General features: G+C 48.7%; 15 protein-coding genes and 1 tRNA gene. 10 read left to right on the top strand and 6 right to left on the bottom strand.

Annotated features, from left to right (window positions below; all coding sequences use genetic code 11):
* Window positions 1-36 precede the first annotated feature (36 nt).
* Together IEV98_RS16175 and IEV98_RS16170 are read right to left on the bottom strand one after the other, a co-directional pair.
* Entirely contained in the window at window positions 37-1,311 is a 1,275-nt protein-coding gene (locus tag IEV98_RS16175; protein ID WP_188507058.1) for a competence/damage-inducible protein A, read from the bottom strand.
* 4 nt (window positions 1,312-1,315) lie between these two features.
* On the bottom strand, window positions 1,316-3,991 hold the full coding sequence (locus IEV98_RS16170) for a putative LPS assembly protein LptD (RefSeq protein WP_229738795.1): 2,676 nt from the start codon (window positions 3,989-3,991) through the stop codon (window positions 1,316-1,318).
* A gap of 193 nt (window positions 3,992-4,184) precedes the next feature.
* Here IEV98_RS16170 and IEV98_RS16165 point away from each other — a divergent pair, with 193 nt between their 5' ends.
* The 4 genes from IEV98_RS16165 to tig all read left to right on the top strand — a co-directional run bounded on the left by IEV98_RS16165 (window position 4,185) and on the right by tig (window position 7,634).
* Window positions 4,185-4,940, top strand: a complete 756-nt coding sequence (locus tag IEV98_RS16165; protein WP_229738794.1) for an N-acetylmuramoyl-L-alanine amidase family protein — start codon at window positions 4,185-4,187, stop codon at window positions 4,938-4,940.
* Between the two features lie 146 nt (window positions 4,941-5,086).
* Window positions 5,087-6,031 (top strand): MlaD family protein, encoded by a 945-nt coding sequence (locus IEV98_RS16160; protein ID WP_188507056.1) that lies wholly within the window; start codon window positions 5,087-5,089, stop codon window positions 6,029-6,031.
* Window positions 6,032-6,118: 87 nt separating this feature from the next.
* Window positions 6,119-6,200, top strand: a tRNA-Leu gene (locus IEV98_RS16155).
* An 84-nt stretch (window positions 6,201-6,284) separates the two neighbouring features.
* Window positions 6,285-7,634 (top strand): trigger factor, encoded by a 1,350-nt coding sequence (gene tig, locus IEV98_RS16150; RefSeq protein WP_188507055.1) that lies wholly within the window; start codon window positions 6,285-6,287, stop codon window positions 7,632-7,634.
* 64 nt (window positions 7,635-7,698) lie between these two features.
* Here the strand turns inward: tig and IEV98_RS16145 are convergent, their stop codons facing one another.
* Window positions 7,699-8,478: a copper resistance protein NlpE N-terminal domain-containing protein gene (locus IEV98_RS16145; RefSeq protein WP_188507054.1), complete on the bottom strand. Its 780-nt coding sequence runs from the start codon at window positions 8,476-8,478 to the stop codon at window positions 7,699-7,701.
* 307 nt (window positions 8,479-8,785) lie between these two features.
* On the opposite strand from IEV98_RS16145, the gene IEV98_RS16140 reads away from it, so the two are divergent.
* Window positions 8,786-9,304 carry an endonuclease V gene (locus tag IEV98_RS16140; protein WP_229738793.1) on the top strand — a complete coding sequence of 173 codons (519 nt, stop codon included), beginning with the start codon at window positions 8,786-8,788 and terminating at the stop codon, window positions 9,302-9,304.
* On the opposite strand, the gene IEV98_RS16135 is transcribed toward IEV98_RS16140, so the two are convergent.
* Window positions 9,283-10,416 (bottom strand): L-dopachrome tautomerase-related protein, encoded by a 1,134-nt coding sequence (locus tag IEV98_RS16135; protein WP_188507053.1) that lies wholly within the window; start codon window positions 10,414-10,416, stop codon window positions 9,283-9,285. The genes IEV98_RS16140 and IEV98_RS16135 overlap by 22 nt on opposite strands.
* Before the next feature lie 12 nt (window positions 10,417-10,428).
* Entirely contained in the window at window positions 10,429-11,565 is a 1,137-nt protein-coding gene (locus tag IEV98_RS16130; RefSeq protein ID WP_188507052.1) for an aldo/keto reductase, read from the bottom strand.
* A 125-nt stretch (window positions 11,566-11,690) separates the two neighbouring features.
* On the opposite strand from IEV98_RS16130, the gene IEV98_RS16125 reads away from it, so the two are divergent.
* Together IEV98_RS16125 and IEV98_RS16120 are read left to right on the top strand one after the other, a co-directional pair.
* Window positions 11,691-11,921 (top strand): hypothetical protein, encoded by a 231-nt coding sequence (locus IEV98_RS16125; RefSeq protein ID WP_188507051.1) that lies wholly within the window; start codon window positions 11,691-11,693, stop codon window positions 11,919-11,921.
* The gene (locus tag IEV98_RS16120; RefSeq protein WP_188507050.1) at window positions 11,863-13,128 is read left to right on the top strand and encodes a hypothetical protein; all 1,266 of its coding nucleotides are present in this window, start codon (window positions 11,863-11,865) and stop codon (window positions 13,126-13,128) included. Before IEV98_RS16125 ends, IEV98_RS16120 begins: the two co-directional genes overlap by 59 nt.
* A gap of 23 nt (window positions 13,129-13,151) precedes the next feature.
* On the opposite strand, the gene IEV98_RS16115 is transcribed toward IEV98_RS16120, so the two are convergent.
* Window positions 13,152-15,191, bottom strand: a complete 2,040-nt coding sequence (locus tag IEV98_RS16115; protein ID WP_188507049.1) for a S9 family peptidase — start codon at window positions 15,189-15,191, stop codon at window positions 13,152-13,154.
* A gap of 200 nt (window positions 15,192-15,391) precedes the next feature.
* Between IEV98_RS16115 and IEV98_RS16110 the strand changes: the two genes are divergently transcribed.
* Genes IEV98_RS16110 through IEV98_RS16100 form a run of 3 tightly spaced genes read left to right on the top strand, consistent with a single transcriptional unit; the run spans window position 15,392 to window position 17,616 of the window.
* Window positions 15,392-16,264 (top strand): aldose 1-epimerase family protein, encoded by an 873-nt coding sequence (locus tag IEV98_RS16110; protein ID WP_188507048.1) that lies wholly within the window; start codon window positions 15,392-15,394, stop codon window positions 16,262-16,264.
* A gap of 4 nt (window positions 16,265-16,268) precedes the next feature.
* Window positions 16,269-16,811, top strand: coding sequence for an NUDIX domain-containing protein (locus IEV98_RS16105; protein WP_188507047.1), 543 nt, complete (start codon window positions 16,269-16,271; stop codon window positions 16,809-16,811).
* 13 nt (window positions 16,812-16,824) lie between these two features.
* Complete coding sequence (locus tag IEV98_RS16100) at window positions 16,825-17,616, top strand: Cof-type HAD-IIB family hydrolase (RefSeq protein WP_188507046.1); 792 nt, start codon at window positions 16,825-16,827, stop codon at window positions 17,614-17,616.
* The last annotated feature ends 18 nt before the right edge of the window (window positions 17,617-17,634 follow it).

Raw genomic sequence — 17,634 nt, 5'->3', positions numbered from 1 at the left:
CAGAATTTTATTTGGAATTAAAGGTTGTTGTCAGAACTAAATAGCTGTTCGGTCCGTATCATTCGCCTTCCATTCTAAGTTCAGCAGTTGCCAAAGCATAAACAAGGCCGCCACAGAAGAGCGTTCAATATTGATTGCCCGGTCATGTCCAAATAAGAATTTGCGAGATACGACCTCGTTTTTCCCAGCCACGGCAATCCAAACCAGCCCCACGGGTTTTTCGGTTGTGCCGCCATCGGGTCCTGCAATGCCTGTTACGGCGATGGCATAGTCGACATTGAAATTGGTTTGCGCACCTAATGCCATTTCGCGTGCGGTTTCTTCGCTCACCGCACCATACTCGGTAAGCGTTTTTTGTTTGACACCGAGTAGTTCGCGCTTCATTGCATTGGAATACGTTACGGCACCGCCTTCAAAAATGGAGCTGCTGCCGGGCAAGGTAGTGATTAACCGTGCGATGTTGCCCCCGGTACAACTTTCTGCGGTGGCCAGCAGCAGCTCGCGCCGTTGCATAAAATCCCGGATCAATACTTCGAGTGAAGTATCTTCATCGGCAAGGAAATGCTCACCGATGCGTTCCGCTAACTGGTTGGCGATGGCTTGGGTTTCACTTTTCAAGGCAGCTAAGCTTTCTCCCATAGCCGTAAGCCGTAAGCGTACCAGCCCCGGTTTGGGGAGGTAAGCGAGGTGGATGTGCGGCGGCAGGGCTGCCTCGATGTCGGCAATCTTTTCGGCGAGGAAGGACTCACCGATACCGGCCGTTAGCATCGTATGGTGCCACAACGGCTGTGTGCCGGGCAAATTACGGAGACGCGGCAGTACCCGATCCACCATAATATGCTTCATTTCAAATGGCACGCCCGGCATGATGATGTAGGGTTTCTCTTTATGTGTTACCCACATTCCCGGAGCGGTGCCCCGTTCGTTGAATAGCACCTCGCTGCTATCCAGCACGTCGGCCTGTTTGCGATTGATTTCGAGCATCGGCCGGTTGCTGCGCTGGAAAATGGACTCGACATGGGCGAGCACCTTTGGGTCGCGGCGGAGGCCACATTCGAAATACACGGAGAGCGTTTGTTTGGTTACATCGTCCTTGGTGGGTCCTAGTCCGCCGGTAACGAAGACGATATCGGCTCTGCCAGATGCCAAGGTAAGCGCTACAATGATATCAGCCGGGTAATCGGCTACCGAGCTAATCTGCTTTACCTGTATGCCGATGGCATTCAGCTGTTGTGCCATCCAGGCCGAGTTCGTGTCGATAATCTGGCCGATGAGGATTTCGTCGCCGATGGTAATGATTTCTGCTTGCATATCGTTAGAAACCCCCGAAGGAGTCATTTCGTTTGGTCAGTTTCAAATCCTGAAGAATAGATGCTTTGGCCCTGATGGTAACGTTATAGCTTTGGAAACGCCCGAAAGGCACCCATCCAAAAGACATATCCCAGCAATGCAGGTCGCGGTAAATACTGAAGCGGGTCATGGAAACCTCCTTTTGCCTAAAGTCGTAGCCCGAATTGAATTGGACTTTCCATTTGGGCGTGAGACTGAAATCACCGTGAATATTCAAAGTGGCCGTAATCCGTGTCTGATGGCCTGGGTTGGAATACTGGAAACTGAACGAGCCAGCGAGGTTCCACGGGATATTGAAATCCACGAATGCATTCGGATCCGAACTGATTCGGGCAAGCTGTTGCTGCTGCTCGGGGGTCATGTTTGCTTTTTGGTTATCCAGCGAGTCAAGCCCTTCCTGCCGGCTTTTGTTGGCATCCGGATTGAAACTGTAATCAAAAGAAAGGCCGAAATTCGTTAATCGGGCAAGCTGCCCGTCTTTGATGGCATAGCGGTTGACCCGTCGCCCCGCTTGCCGGTCAAAACTATACGGATCGAATGTACCGTTGAAATTCAGGTTGATTTTTTGATTGAATAGTGCTGTGCGGCCCGAAAAATTGATGTTCGATAGCTTAAATGAATCGGCAACGAAATTATAATTGCCGCTAAAGGTCAATCCTTGTAAGATTGGTATTTTTTTTACCCCGCCATCGGTGGTGTCTTTTTTGCTGAGTATTTTGGCTTCCAGGTTGTTGTCGATGGAAAAGCCGATCCCCATCGACCGACCGCTTCCCGGTGATCCGTACCGGCTGCCCTGAAAAATGGAGTATAGGTTTTCTCGGCCCTGCGCATCGATAAATCTCCGGTAAAATCCGTACATGGGATCGGAGAAATCGGGCCGATAGTTCAGGTTAAAGGATGGCGTGATTACATGCCGCATCGCTTGTATCTTTCCGATTTTCGGATACATCCCGTAGATCTTGGTGGATAAACCGGAAGACATCGAATAATCATAGGATCGCGTGAACCCATTGACCGTGTCGCGCAGCTCTTCGAATCCGTTGGGCGTGTTTTCCAGTCTCCGGCGGTAAGTCTGGAAATGCCACCCTTCGTTGTAGTTCACGCTGGTGTTGAACTGGAAAAATTTCAACACATTGAGCGACAGGCTCACGGGGATGCTGTGTTGGAAGCCATGTTGGAATTGGCTTAGCGTCTCTTTATTGAATAATCCGGTTTCCCGGGCATTGAGGATATTATCACCCCGAAGGGAGTAGCTGACATTGATCCGTTGGTACCACTTCTGTTCGCCTATGCGGTCTTTGGAATCAAAGGGATTGAATGAGCTTACGCTAAGCGAAAACGTAGGCAGATCCAGCGAAACCGTTTTGGCGGCCATATCCTGCGAATGCCGTAGGCTGCTCGTGAAATTGACCTTCCCATCCAAGAATGTCTTGCCGTAGCTGATACTCGAATTCATCGAGTTCCGGGTGATTTCATCGTAATTGTAGGATGCGCCCGCGGCGGTGTTTTGCGCATAGGAGCTGGTTCCGAAATTCACGTTTGCACTGAAGGTAGTCCCCGGATTGGCCTCTTGCAATTGGGTGTGGTTCCACGTTACATTGAAATCTTTGGTCGATCGATACTGGTCGGTTCCTTCTACACCATTCTTAGTATTGGCGTACCGGATGTTGAAACCACCATTGTACTTATAGTTTACCCGATATCGGGTGAGAATAGAGGCCTCATAGGATCCTTTTGAATACAAGGTTCCCCGGATCTCACTGTCCCAGTAATCGTTGAAGGCCAGGTACCATCCGATGTCTCGCATAAAGAACCCCCGATTAAATTCTTCGCCGAATGTGGGGAAGAGGAAGCCCGACGAACGTTTGTTGGGTTTTGGGAAAAACCCGAACGGAATGGTGATGAACCGCAAGGGTACACCCTCCATCACCAAGTAGGCCGGACCGGCAATGATTTGGTTTTCCGTTACAATGCCCTTGCTGATCTGGATGCCGAAATGGGTATGGGGTTGCGGCAGGTTGCAGGTACTGTACATGCCGTGGTAGAGCGACATCTCATTGTATTGATTTTTGCGTACCCTGCTGGCCTGGATATATCCGCCTTCTACTTCCGTAAAAATGCCAAAGGTAATCCCGTTTGCCGTGTCAAAGTTATAGCGCAGGGAATCGACGGCCTTGGGGGTTTCATTGGGAAAGATAACCACCGGCCTGCCGGAATACTTATTGTTGTGGTCCATTAAGCCACTAGCAAAGATCTCATTCGTGTTGTTATTTACACGGATGTAGTCGGCGGCAAGCTCGAAACCTTCATATTTGACTTTTGCTTCTTTATAGAGGTGTATGATATTGGTTTTTACCTCCGTAACCTGGGAGTCTGCTGCGACGATGCTTACCACGGCCTTCAAGCCGTCTGTTTGCTCCTGCCGGGTGGTGTCCGGTCTGTTACCCAGCGAATCCAACGTCAAGGTATCCTGGAGCACCTTGGCGGTGGTGTCGGAGGGAGGAGTTGCCTGTCTGAGCGTGTCGATGCGGCTGCTATCCTGTTTCGAATTTTCCTGACCATATACCGATACGCCCGGAAATATCGTTAAGAATAGTGAAATACATGAAAAAAAAACGGCAACTGACCTCAAATTTGACAATGAATATTATTTTTGCAATAAATCAGCATTTTGTGCAAAATTAATTAAAAATAGTTAGGATTCTGATGTTTTCGAATCTATTCATATAATAGCAAAAGATACACTCCACGACATCGATATGATCAAATATACCTCAACGCATATTCTTTATTTCCTTTCGCTATTCATAATTCCGACAATTTCACTTGCCAATATGTATCAAGACTCGGTGTACACGGTAAGGACCGTTGTGCTGGACGCTGGGCATGGTGGTAACAAACCGGGCACTCGGGGAGCAAAATCATTGGAAAAAGATGTGGTCTTGCAAGTGACCTTGAAATTGGGTAAGGCGATTGAAAAGGAAATCCCAGGTGTCAAGGTACTTTATACTCGCACTACGGATATTGACGTGGATTTATATAAACGTGCTGAATTTGCGAACAAGAATAAGGCCGACTTGTTTATCTCTATTCACTGCAATGCTACCCCTGCACGTAGACGCCGCAATAGCAAGGGTAAATATTATACAGTCCAAGACAAAACAGTCAGGGGTACGGAAACGTTCGTTTCCGGTTTTAATCGGTTGGGTGAACAAGATGCCGCTATTCGGGAGAATGCCGACATCTTGCTTGAGGACAATTACGAGGAGAACTACCAAGGCTTTGATCCCAATGATCCGGCAAGTTATATCGTCTTTTCCTTGATGAAAAATCAGTATCGCGAACAAAGTATCCAGTTGGCGTCATTCATCCAGGATCACTATGTGAAGTCGGGTAGGGTAGATCGTGGGGTGCAGGAGTTGAGCTTGGCTGTGTTAGCACGGACAGGTATGCCAGCCGTGCTGACCGAGCTCGGTTTTCTGAGTAATCCCAATGAGGAGACCTATATGATGTCCGAAAGCGGACAAACCGAAATGGTGAAAAACTTGGTGGAAGCCATTAAGGCTTATAAAAAGCGAGTGGAACGGTGACACTATCGTGATAAACAATATCGGCACCAAAGTTGTTTAGTAGTGGTTAACGACCGGTAAATAGTGGTCCGCTTCTGAATTGGTGGATTAACTTACGAAGTTCTAAAGAAGTGAATTAACGAATCTGCAAAAATAACCAAGGAATTTTGAAAATAGCAAACGAAACCAAAGTAGGTATACTGGCCGTAGTGGCCATCGCGATACTGATTATAGGATACAGTTTCCTGCGTGGAAACGATGTGTTCAGTCGAGATATCACATTGTACGCTACCTACGATCGAGTAGACGGGTTGACCGAATCCAAGCCGATTTTAGTAAACGGATATCAGATTGGCCGCGTATCGAAGATGGAATTACAATCCGATGGCCAGATCAGAACTGAATTTAAAGTGAAGCGCGACTATGCCATTCCTGCCAACACCATTGCAAGGCTTAGCAGCACGGATCTATTGGGTGGCAAAGCTATCGTCTTTGAATTGGGAGATAGCCCCGAATACGCCAAAAATGGCGATCAGCTTGCCGCGGACATACAAAAAAACATCATGGAGCAAGTGGAGCCCATCCAGAAAAAAGCACAGGATATCGCAGCGGTGTTGGATTCGGTGTTAAACTCCATCAATAACACGATAAACGCCGATTTTCAACGCGATTTCAACCGCAGTATCAACAGCATCGCCAATTCCCTTCAAAATTTGGAAGGCATTACCCGGCAATTGGATGGTTTGGTGGTCTCTGAGCGCAATCGCATCAGCCACATCATGGGTAATGTGGAATCCATTACTGAAAACCTAAAGAATAATAACGAGCGCATCGGCAATGTACTGGTCAATCTCGATAGTATCACAGACCAGGTAGCCAAGGCCAATTTTGCGCAGACCATCGTCAGTGCGAACAAAGCGATGGCCGATTTCCAATCGATTACGGATCGTATCAATCAAGGACAAGGCTCTATCGGGATGTTGTTGAATGACGAGCAGCTCTATAATAATCTCAATCAGGCTTCCCAAAATCTGGAAGAATTGATTGCGGATATGAAAGCCCGTCCGGGAAGGTATGTCCATTTTTCGGTATTCGGTCGAAAGAATAATTGACCACCGAAAATAACACCTTTTTAAAATAAAAAAGTTTGCTGTTTTAAATAATAAGCCTTATTTTTGCAGTCCAAATAAAAATCCTATGCGGAAGTGGCGTAATTGGTAGCCGCACCAGACTTAGGATCTGGCGCTGAAAGGCGTGGGGGTTCGAGTCCCTTCTTCCGCACTTGAATCCTTCCGAAATATCGGGTTCCTCCCGAAACATCGGAAGGATTTTTTGTATAAATGCGATAAACGCTTAAAATTGAGTATGAATATTTCACACGAAAACATCGACGAAATCAATGCAGTCATTACCGTAGACCTCGCTGCAGAGGACTACAATCCCCAAGTAGATAAAGCAGTTAAAGAACAAGCAAAAAAGGCTAAATTGCCCGGATTTCGCCCAGGCATGGTACCCGTATCGCACATCAAGCGTACCTATGGCAAAGCGATCTTATTTGATGAGGTAAATCGATTGGTTAGCGATAGCATCAATCAATATATTGGCGATAATAAGTTGGAAATTCTGGGGCAACCATTGCCAAAGGATGACGATAAAAATGATTACAATTGGGATTTTAATGATGCGTTCTCCTTCAAATATGAGATCGGCCTAGCACCCCAGTTCGAAGTTCCTTTTACGGAAAAGACCAAATTTACCGAATATGTCATCAAGGCCGACGAGGAAACGTTAGAGTCGCGCATCAAGAACCTGCGCCGCAGTTATGGTAAGATGACCAATCCAGAGGTGTCTGAGGATGGTGATGTGCTGTATGCTGAGTTGAAGCAATTGGATAGTGAAGGTAAGGAACTGGATGGTGGAATCGTCAATACGGCGTCTGTTCGCACGGATCTGGTCGACGACAAAAAAATAAAGAAGACACTTATCGGACTGAAAAAGGACGACGAGGTGACGATCGACTTAAAAAAAGCATTCAATTCGGTTGGTGATATTGCTCGTGTCCTCGGAATCAAGGAAGAGGAAGTTGATGCCCTGGATAATACCACGTTCAACTTGGCTGTCAAAAACGTAAACCGTCTTGAGGAAGCGGAACTCAGCGAAGATTTTTACAATAAATTGTTCGGCGAAGGCGTAGTCACTTCTGAAGCTGAATTTAAAGAAAAAGTGAGGGCCGAGGTGGAGGATATGCTCGTGCAGAATGCTACGCAGAAACTGCAGAATGACCTTTATCTGAAGGGCTTGGATGCCGTTAAGGCTGATTTCCCGGAGACATTCCTAAAGCGGTGGTTGAAAGCGACCAATCCTGAAATCAAAGAAGACGAGTTGGAAGAAGGGTTTGCTGATTTTGTGAAGAATCTGAAATGGACGCTTATCGAAAACCGGATTATCACGGCAAACGGCCTGGAGGTGAAATATGAAGAAGTGTTGGCACTGGCCAAGGAACGTATTTCGGCGCAGATCAAAATGTACAGTCCGGGACAAGAAGCGACCGACCAGCAGCTCGCTCAATATGCCGTACAGTTACTTGGCGATAAAGAGCAGGCTAACCGTCTATTTGATGAAGTAAAAGCGCTTAAAGTATTTGATTACCTCAAAGGATTGGTGAAATTGGAGCAAAAGGAAATCGAATACAATAAATTTCTGGAATTGAAATAACGTATCGTTATTCCCATAAAAAAAGAGGCACCTTGGCGCCTCTTTTTTTATGCCTGTTATCCTGTTATTTTTCCTGGGTCACGAACTTGGCGAGTGGTGCCATCCTCGCGCGAAACAATTGGAGTGTATCCGCGTGGATATGATAGCTGTCGGCCGACTCCAATGCCCGCTTTAACCCGTTTTCCACCTCCATGTTCTCACAGGCCATCATGGTGCCGATAAGTTGAGAGAATTTAATCCGGTTCGGTTCTTTCAATTCATACGTGCCGCCCATGCCATTGCAACCCCCTGTGGCTTCCAGCCGGTTTTCTTCACCGGTTAACCGGATAAACGGTTCTTTTTGGGTAGATCCATCAGCTACAGCCGCTCCATTTACCTCGATCAGTTTCCAATAGCGTCCAATTATATCGTTGGATACTTTGTTTAGTATGTAGTGTTCAGCCAAGTTACCGGTGATGCGGTTTCCGTCCATATCCAAATGGAACAGTCGATTTTCGCCTACCTGGAATTTTTCGCCGCGCTCGGCTAGCGTAATCTGACTTCCACTATCATTCCAATCAAACCTGCCCGATTCTGTAAATGCGGTATCGCCTTTTTCAAGATACCGCGTTTTTAATTGATAGGTATTATCTTCGTTCAGGGTAAGTGTATAATCAATTCCCGGGCAATCGGCACAAGGTAGGGTGCCTCGGTATGCGCCGCTCCAATCCAGTGAATTTCGACTATTATGTTCCGTATCCGGCGCCGGACTTGCTGACGTTTTCTTTTTGGTTTGACACGCGCCGGTGGTTAATGCGGCCACAATCGCGCAGCCACCAATCCAAATTATCGATTTTCTATTCATAAGTTATGCATTTAAATGCGTAGGAGCATAAAGTGTACCAAACATTCTCCATTGCTTAAAGCTAACGATATCCCGGCGATTATGTTTGTCTGCGGGATAATTGGTATCTTGTTTGCCCGATTGACGTTATGGATAACTATGATACATTAAGCATCCCGGAAGCAACCGTTTTACAGCAGGAGTTGCGAAAGCGGATAGATATATCGGAACGGGAGGTCTCTATTCAGCTCATTGGGGGTGCCGATATTTCATTGAATCTATACAGTTCGACGATCTACGCTGGTATATCTTACTTTCGTTCCCCGCATTGCAGCCTGTAGGCTGGTCGCTGGTTAAGGCGGAAACGCATTTTCCTTATGTGCCGGGATACCTGGCGTTCCGTGAAGTGCCCGCATTGAAGGAAGCTTGGAGCCGATTGACGACAAAGCCCGATGTATTGGTTGTGGATGGCCATGGCGTTGCGCATCCGCGTAGGCTGGGTATAGCTACGCATTTCGGTGTCGAGACCGGCCAGCCAAGTATGGGTTGTGCAAAGAAATTGCTGACAGGTAAATATAACGAACCCGGTCTGTTGGTGGGCGATCATAGCCCCATCATGGCCGGTGCCGAGCAAATTGGCTATGCATTTCGCAGCAAAAGCAAAACCGCACCGGTATTTGTTTCACCGGGTCACCTCTTGGGTATGGAAAACAGTCTGCAAATCATCCGCCAATGCATTGGAAAGTACCGGATTCCCGAACCGACGCGGTTGGCGCATGAGCTGGTTAACCGCTTTCGGCGCGGAGAACTGCCAGAGGGGATGACCTACGGCACCTTCACCTTATAAATTTGATAAGGGTACTCCACCTTATCCTCGCTATCGTTCCATTGCGGATCGCGCTGCAATTGGGCACAGGAAAAGTAAAGGTATCCATCCGAGCCAATTCCAAACGAATCCGGCCAAAGCAAACGTGAATCTTGTACAAGGGTATGCAGCCTGCCATCGGGTGACAGGTACTTGATGCTGTAATCCATCGACGAGGTCAGATAGATATTGCCCTTCTCGTCGGCAATAAGGCCGTGGGTTACAGTGGTCTCACCCATGTCTTGCACGTGTGATGCCAGCTCGTCATCCGTTAGCGATGCATCAGCCAGATACCGGGTTTCGATGCGATAGAGATTCAGCTTATTGATGGGTTTGAAATAAAAATACCGATTGTCTTTGGTCAGTGCAATGCCATTGACATTCGAGCGGAAGGGACTGCCTTTTCCGTCGCGCATTTCCTTGCCGTCATAGGTCAGGATAACCTCTGGATCAGCCGTGGTGAAAGGCCGGCCTTCAAGCACGGTGCGCGTCGTGCCAGCTGCCAGATCCAGCACGACAATCGCCGCGCGACCCGGATCGGAGAGGTAAGCTAGCCCCTTATCTGTGTCAATACGCATGTCATTGAGCCCGGCCGCACTTTTGTCGAGATCGTCAAACGTATATATCCGCTCCACTCGATCGGACGCGAGGTTGATTTTCAGTAGCTTGAAAGCCCCTTCCGCTGGATTGGCTGTACCGTTCGGGCCGCCGAATATCGAACCCTTTGGAGCGGGCTTGGAGTCCAATACCCACAGGTTATCTTCGGTATCTACATACAGGTCCTGTACGTTGACAAAACGGGAAGCGGAATCGCCATGATGGGTATTCCAGGCTTCGTCCGGAAAGGGTAGGGGTTGGCCGTCTACAATCTCCGTGAGCCCATACCGGTAATCCTTACCCTGGTGGGGGAAGGAGACGAACAGTCGATTGTCCGAAGACACGCTGACGCCAATGGCCCGGCGTTTACCCAAGTCGGCAACCGGAATGAGTTTGTCACTGTGATAAGGTTGTTGCCCGCGACTCGCCACGCTTGTCAGTGTACTGAACGCCGTAATGGCCAGTATGATTTTGCCATAAATCTTAACGGTTGCCATAACTTGCTTTTTTTAGGTGCCTACGGGACTGTCCGGGTGAATAAGCTGCTCATCCTTCAGTGTCTTCCACAATGCTGCGGGTACATCGGTATGAAACGATTGCACATTTTCTTTTACCTGTTCCGGTCGGCTGGCACCGGGAATAACCGCAGCCACTACCGGATGTTGGACGGCAAATTGAAGGGCAACGGTCGATAGACTCACGTTATACTGGTCGGCTACGGCTTTGATCCGATTGCGTTTTTCCACCATGTCTTTAGGAAGACCGGGCCCGTAATTCCAACGGTCCAACCCTGCCGCAAATCCGCCGTTCAATGGCCCGCCGATAATGGCCTTCACTTTTTTTGCCGCCATAGCGGGAAAGAGATTTTTGAGGGCGTCCTCATGTTCGAATAAGGTGTATTGGATGGCAACCAGCATAACATCCGGATCTGCCACTTCCAGCGTCTTCAGGATGGGTTGCGGTCGGTTCACGCCGAGACCCCAGCCTTTGATGATGCCTTCTTCGCGCATTTTTGTCAATGTGGGGAAGGCACCTTTCGCCGCAACATCAAATTGTTCCGTCCAGCGGTCGCCCAGATCCCCATTGTCGGGCGATAGGTCGTGCACGAATACAATATCGATGGACGACAGCCCCAGTCGTTGCAGGCTATCTTCCAAGGAACGCCTCACACCGTCAGCGGTATAGTCGTAACGGAATTTGAAGTTGAGCGGACCTTTCCAGAGTCCGGCCGATCCGGGTTCGAACGTCGGATCGGCCTCGAATATCCGTCCGATTTTAGTAGACAGCAGGTATTCCGCCCGGTCTTTTTCAAAGAGGAAATGGCCAAAACGACGTTCGCTCAACCCATATCCGTAAAACGGGGAAGTGTCGTAATAGCGGACACCGGCCTCCCATGCAGCTTGCAGGGTTTGATCGATCTGCTCATTGGTATTGGTGTGCCACCCGTTGCCGGGGCCTACACCGCCCAGCCCATAGTTCTGCGGGAATGTTACTGTGTTTGACAAGATGCTCATGGCTTGGTGTTGTTCTGACGGTGTTCCGTCGGGTTTGCGATTTGTTGCAGCCGGTACCTCTCGGGAGACGATTGCCGAACCGGCTGTTGCTATAACGGCTGCCTGCTGGATGAATGTCCTTCGCGTTGTCATTCCTTGACTACTTTATCCAATCGTTTGGTATTCATTATCTTCCCTTCTACATACTTAACAATGGCAAGTTAATAAGGTTTTTTTGCGTCAGGAACTTCAAACGCCATTGTTTTGTAAAAAAATAGATGGCAAACCCAAGAATACCTGAAAAGGGCTATTGGCCACGATTTCGGATTGCCGTATCTTTGAATGATGGAAATCAGGTATGCTCGCTGGTTAACCGGTCTATGGACGATTTGGTTGATGGGATTGCCGTGGATAGTTTCGGCGCAATCGCAATGGACTGGGACTTGGTCCATGTCTTACAAACCCTGGCCGCATATTCCGGCCATCGACATGACGCTGCGCATTGCTGAGCCTACTGCCGAAATGCTGTATCCTGCAAAGCTCGAGTTGACTTACGGTAGCTTTGCGGGCGAATATGAGCTGTTGCTCGTCAAGAAGAATGACGGGCAGCTGGGGATAGGCCGTAATAAATATCCGCTGGTAGAAGAACCTTTTGGGCTTGGGCCGTGGATGATGTACTTGAATGGCGTATTGGAACGTCAACAAACAGATACTGACGAGGAAAGTTTGATGCTGAAACGGCTTTGGCTGGATAATTTTGGAATTTTCATGCGGGGACTTTACGATAACGAGTTCTATACCAATACCAAAGTCTTTCTGCGTGATTTTTTATATCGGGAGGACATGGTGCTTGCGCGGGTCGATGATACACCGTGGATGCACCCGCATACCCAGCGCATGATCGATACCGACACGATTTATTATGGTGTGTATGATCCAATAAAGAGCGAACAAAAGGTGTTGAGCCTGGCCATCCAAGACGAAGAGCGGTATGACCGGGATACGGTCACCATCGTACACAATGGCAAAATGCTGGCGGATAGGCTGCCTTTGGAGCAGGCGATGGCATTAGCTAGTATCACGTTGGACTCCGGCGAAAACTACTTGGCTTTTTTTGCAGACAACTATGGTGATCTGCCGCCCAATACCGCTAATTTTATTATCGGAACTGCTGGCGATCGCGGTCAACAGTACGGGTTTGACTTTAGTGATCCTAGCAATGCCTATTCAACGGTCATGGTAGCGCGTTTCCAGTATCTGCCAAAGATACCCCAATCGCCTGTACGTTCGATACCACCTACCGACGATGAGCCATCAGATACTACCGACAGTAACGCATTAACGCCGGCTCGGAAGATGCCTGTCCACACGAAAGGCCGACGCAATCAGCGCATCGGGCAGCTGAAGGTTGGCACCGAACAGGTCATATTGGAATTGCGCGACGAACAGGTAGAAGATGGCGATATCATATCCTTGGAGGTCAACGGTGCTGTCATCGCCGATGGAATGGAGGTAAGCCGACAGGGGAGACGGTTTGGTGTCTCCTTAAAGCGTGGCCGGAATCGCATCGTCTTCCGCGCGGAAAATCTCGGGCGGATTCCGCCAAATACAGCGGTACTACTGGTATATGCGGATGGAGAACAGCGAAAATTCCACCTCAGCACGGATTTCGAGCGGAATAATGTCCTGGATATTATTTTTGAGCAAAATCGCTGACAATCTTCGTATCCGCCATACCCTTACAGGGTTTCGTTTAGCCATTTGAAAAATTCCCGCTGCCAAACAATGGCATTCTGCGCACCAAGTACCCAATGGTTTTCGTCGGGCAGGTACAACAGCCTGCTCTTGATTCCCCGTAGTTGAGCCCCCTGAAATGCCTCCAGTCCCTGTTCGATACCTACCCGATAGTCCTTGCCGCCCTGAACGATGAAGATGGGGGTATCCCAACGGTCTATATACGTAATGGGGTTGAAATCTGTATAGGTTTGCTCGTTTTTCCCATCCCAATACGGCCCGCCCAAGTCCTTATTGGCGAAGAACAACTCTTCCGTTGTGCCATACCAACTGCGCATATCGAATAATCCATCGTGCGCAACGAACGTTTTGAACCGTTTTTTATGAAGGCCTGCGAGCATAAAGACCGAGTAGCCGCCGTAGCTAGCGCCAACTGCACCCAGCCGTGCGGTATCCACGTAAGGTTCTTTGGCCATATCGTCGATGGCAGAAAGGTAGTCTTGGATCGCCTGGCCACCCCAGTCACCACTGATTTGTTCGTTCCAATCCACGCCGTATCCCGGCATCCCGCGCCGGTTTGGTGCCACGACGATATACCCCTGCGCAGCAATTAATTGGAAATTCCATCTAAATGAATAGAATTGCGAGAGGGCACCTTGCGGACCGCCTTGGCAATAAAGCAACGTCGGATATTTTTTATTCGGGTCGAAATTAGGCGGATAAATGATCCAAGACAACAAATCCTTGCCGTCGGTCGCTTTGGTCACGCGTGCCTCTACCTTGCTTTTGGCAATACCCGCGTAGCTATTATCATTTACCGCCGTAATTTTGGCCAGTTGTTGGGTATTGAGATCGAAGCGATAAAATTCGGCAGCATGGTTCATGTCCGTCAAGGATACGACCAGTTGGTCACCGGCCTGTCCGGCTATGCTTGCGATGTCGTGCTGACCCTGGCTGATCTGCCGGATATTGCTGGCTGCAACGCTTCCGAGATCGGCGGGCAGTGTAATTTCGAACAGCTGTACCGTTCCTTTCACTGCCGCGGTAAACCAGATTGTGCGGCCATCCTGGCTCCACAGGTAGGAATCAACGGTGCCGTCCCAATCTTTGGTCAGGTTATACCGTCGCGCGGTGTGCCTGTCGAACACGACGACATCATTTTTATCGGCTTCGTAACCATCTTCAGCCATGCTCAACCAAGCTAGGCGTTGCCCATCCGATGTATAGGAAGGTGATCGGTCATATCCCATCATCCCCTCCGTGAGGTTTACCGTGTTGCCCGTTGCCAATTCATACTTGTAGATGTCGGTATTGGTGCTTTGGGCGTATGCCGTACCGAATTTCTTCTTGCTGACATAAAGTATACTCTTCCCATCCGGACCCCATATGGCGTCTTCGTTGCCACCGAAGGGCTGTTGCGGAGTATCATAGGGTTCATCAGCCATGATGTCTATCGGTACGCCGATTTTTCCATCCTCGAAAGTCGCATAAAACACGTGGCTGAATTTACCATCGGCCCACGAATCCCAGTGGCGGTAATTCAACGCGTCGTAGACATAGGCATTGGATTGCGGTAGGTCGGCATGACGATCGGTGCTGTGCATTTTTTTTAACGGAACCGATCTGGTGAAGAGGATATGTTTGCCGTCGGGCGATATACGTACGTTTTCCAAGGCTTCTTTCTCATCGGTCAATTGCCGTGCTTCCGTGTTCCCAGGTTTTAATTGCCACAGCTGTCCGTTGCACAGGTAAACGACGGCGCCATTGGATTTATCCATATGGACCACTTGTTCGTTGCCTTCACCAGTGGTGAGCTGTTCGGCAATACCGCCCGATATCGGGATGCGGAATAGGTTCTTTTCACCTTTATTATTTTCCAGGTTATAATAGGTGACGCCATAGATGAGGTCGCGTTCATCAGGTGTGATAGACGCTCCGGACACCCTGCCCAGTTGCCACAGTAGTTCGGGCGTGAGCGGTTGTTGAGTCTGGGCGAGTGATGTCGCGGTTATTGCGGTTGTGAGCATGAGCGTTATCCTTTTCATGGCGAGCTGATGATTTGTCCTTGAGCGCCGCAAGTTAGTGAAGTCCGGTTGTATTTAGAAATTGTCCTTAATTTCGGCTATAAAAATCGTCCCTCAGCGGTAATGGAGAGACCGCTAAAGTTGCTTTTTATTTAACGCGATTATAATTGCATGTCAAAGCAACTTTATCTAAGTTTGCCACCTGTACATTGCACAAACCGATGGTTTTAATCAACGAATTTTTGCAGGCGCAGCTAGATTTCAGGGGTGCTGAACTCAAGAGCCTGAAACGCATCCAGGATGGATACGAGTACTTATGGAATGCTGATCCGCAGTATTGGGCCAAGACCAGTCCGGTGTTGTTTCCCATCGTGGGTGCACTCAAGGATGATACTTATTTTTACAAAGGCAGGCCATACCATTTGCCCCGACACGGTTTCGCTCGCGATCATCGTTTTGACGGTAAGCAACTTTCCGATACCGAGGGCGTATTTACGTTGCAGGATACAGAAGAGACACGTGAGGCATATCCCTTTGCCTTTCAGCTCGTGCTGCGTTATGAGTTAGTAGGCCACACCCTACGTTGTACATATGAGGTAAATAATCCGTCTCCCGACCAACCGCTGTTTTTTTCCATTGGTGCGCATCCGGCATTTGCTGTGCATACAGAAGGGCGAACCCTTCGTTATGAAGACCATTACCTGCAATTTCCAAAAGACGACGTGTTGCATTGCCACGTGCTTGAAGGAAACCTCATCGGTAGCCACGTAAATACCATAAAGCTAAAAGGCAACCGGTTGCCGTTGACGCATGAGTTGTTCTACGGTGATGCACTCGTGATGAAAACGTTGCGAAGCCGGGAGATCACATTAGGCAACCGCGCCAACGACCGCGGTATCCGCTTCCGATACGAGAATTTCCCCTTTTTTGGTATATGGGCAGCCAAAGGTGCAGATTTTGTTTGTCTCGAACCATGGTGCGGTATTGCAGATGCGGTAACGCACAATCAACAGTTGGAAGAAAAAGAAGGCATTCAATGCCTGGAAGCCGGAAAAACATGGGCACGGCGTTGGGAAGTAGCATTGATCAACTAGTAAAATGGAAGCAAACAACTGGGATACCATCGGTAGTGAAATTGCGTACGAAAATCCGTGGATACGCGTGGAGCATCGGGATGTGGTTACACCTACCGGCAACCCCGGCATATACGGTGTAGTGAAATTCAAGAATAAAGCCATTGGTATCGTACCCATCGATGAAGAGGGGTTTGTCTATTTGGTGGGCCAATACCGTTATCCACTGGGGGAATATTCCTGGGAAATACCGGAAGGCGGCGGACCACTTGATGAAGATCCATTGGAGGCTGCCAAACGTGAGCTCAAGGAGGAAACCGGCCTAACCGCCCAACGCTGGCAGCGGATCGGTCGTATCCACACCTCCAATTCGGTTACCGATGAAGAGGGGTTTATTTTCCTTGCACAGGGCTTGCAGCAGGGTGATGCCGAACCGGAGGAGACCGAAGAATTAAGAGTCAGGCGTATCCCGCTACAGGAGGCTGTTTGCATGGTGATGCGTTCGGAGATCACCGATTCCATCTCGATGTGTGCCATACTCCTGGTAGCCCGGATATGGGGTATATAATAAGCTTAGTAGCATGTCACAACCAACTGTCCAAGCTGTTTTTTTTGATGTCGACGGCACACTCCTGGGGCTTGAAAGCAGGTCGATGCCAGACTCTACGATCGAAGCCCTGGCCTTATTGAAAAGCAAAGGCATCAAAATCATTATTTCTACAGGAAGGTCATATGAGCACGCAAGGTTTTTGGATACCCATGGATTTGATGGGTTTATAACCTTTAATGGAAGCTTTTGCGTAGACGCTCAGGGACACCCTTTTTTTCGTCAGACGATCGATAAGGAAGACATTAGACTACTGCACGACCACTTGAGTGAAGCAGGCCGTTTTCCGGTGGGGGTGATGACTACCGAAGGGTCGTTCATTTGTGACATTACCGATGATGTAACGGCCATTTTCGAATTGCTGAAATTGAATATTCCGTATAGCCAGTCTTTTGCTGATGCACTCGACAAGGAAGTGCTTCAGCTCAACTTATTCGTAGATGAGCAAAAGGAATTATACATCGTTAACCATGTCTTGAAGAATTGTGATTCAAGTCGCTGGTCACCAGCATTCATCGACATTAATGCGAAGGGAATAAACAAACAGGTTGGAATGGAGCAGTTTCTTACAAAATTTGCTTTTTCGGCAGACCAAACGATGGCCTTCGGCGATGGCGGTAACGATATCCAGATGCTTCGTGCTGCAGGTGTGGGAGTTGCCATGGCCAATGCAGGGAATAACGTAAAGGCAGTGGCCGACTATGTGACGGATACGACGGAGCAGCACGGTATCTGGAATGCGCTCAAGCGTTATGGCGTTATTTAAGGCGCCGTCACAACAACC

Origin of the sequence: Parapedobacter pyrenivorans, from assembly GCF_014636865.1 — a bacterium.
GTDB lineage: Bacteria > Bacteroidota > Bacteroidia > Sphingobacteriales > Sphingobacteriaceae > Parapedobacter > Parapedobacter pyrenivorans.
This window is presented reverse-complemented; position numbering and strand designations above follow the sequence as displayed.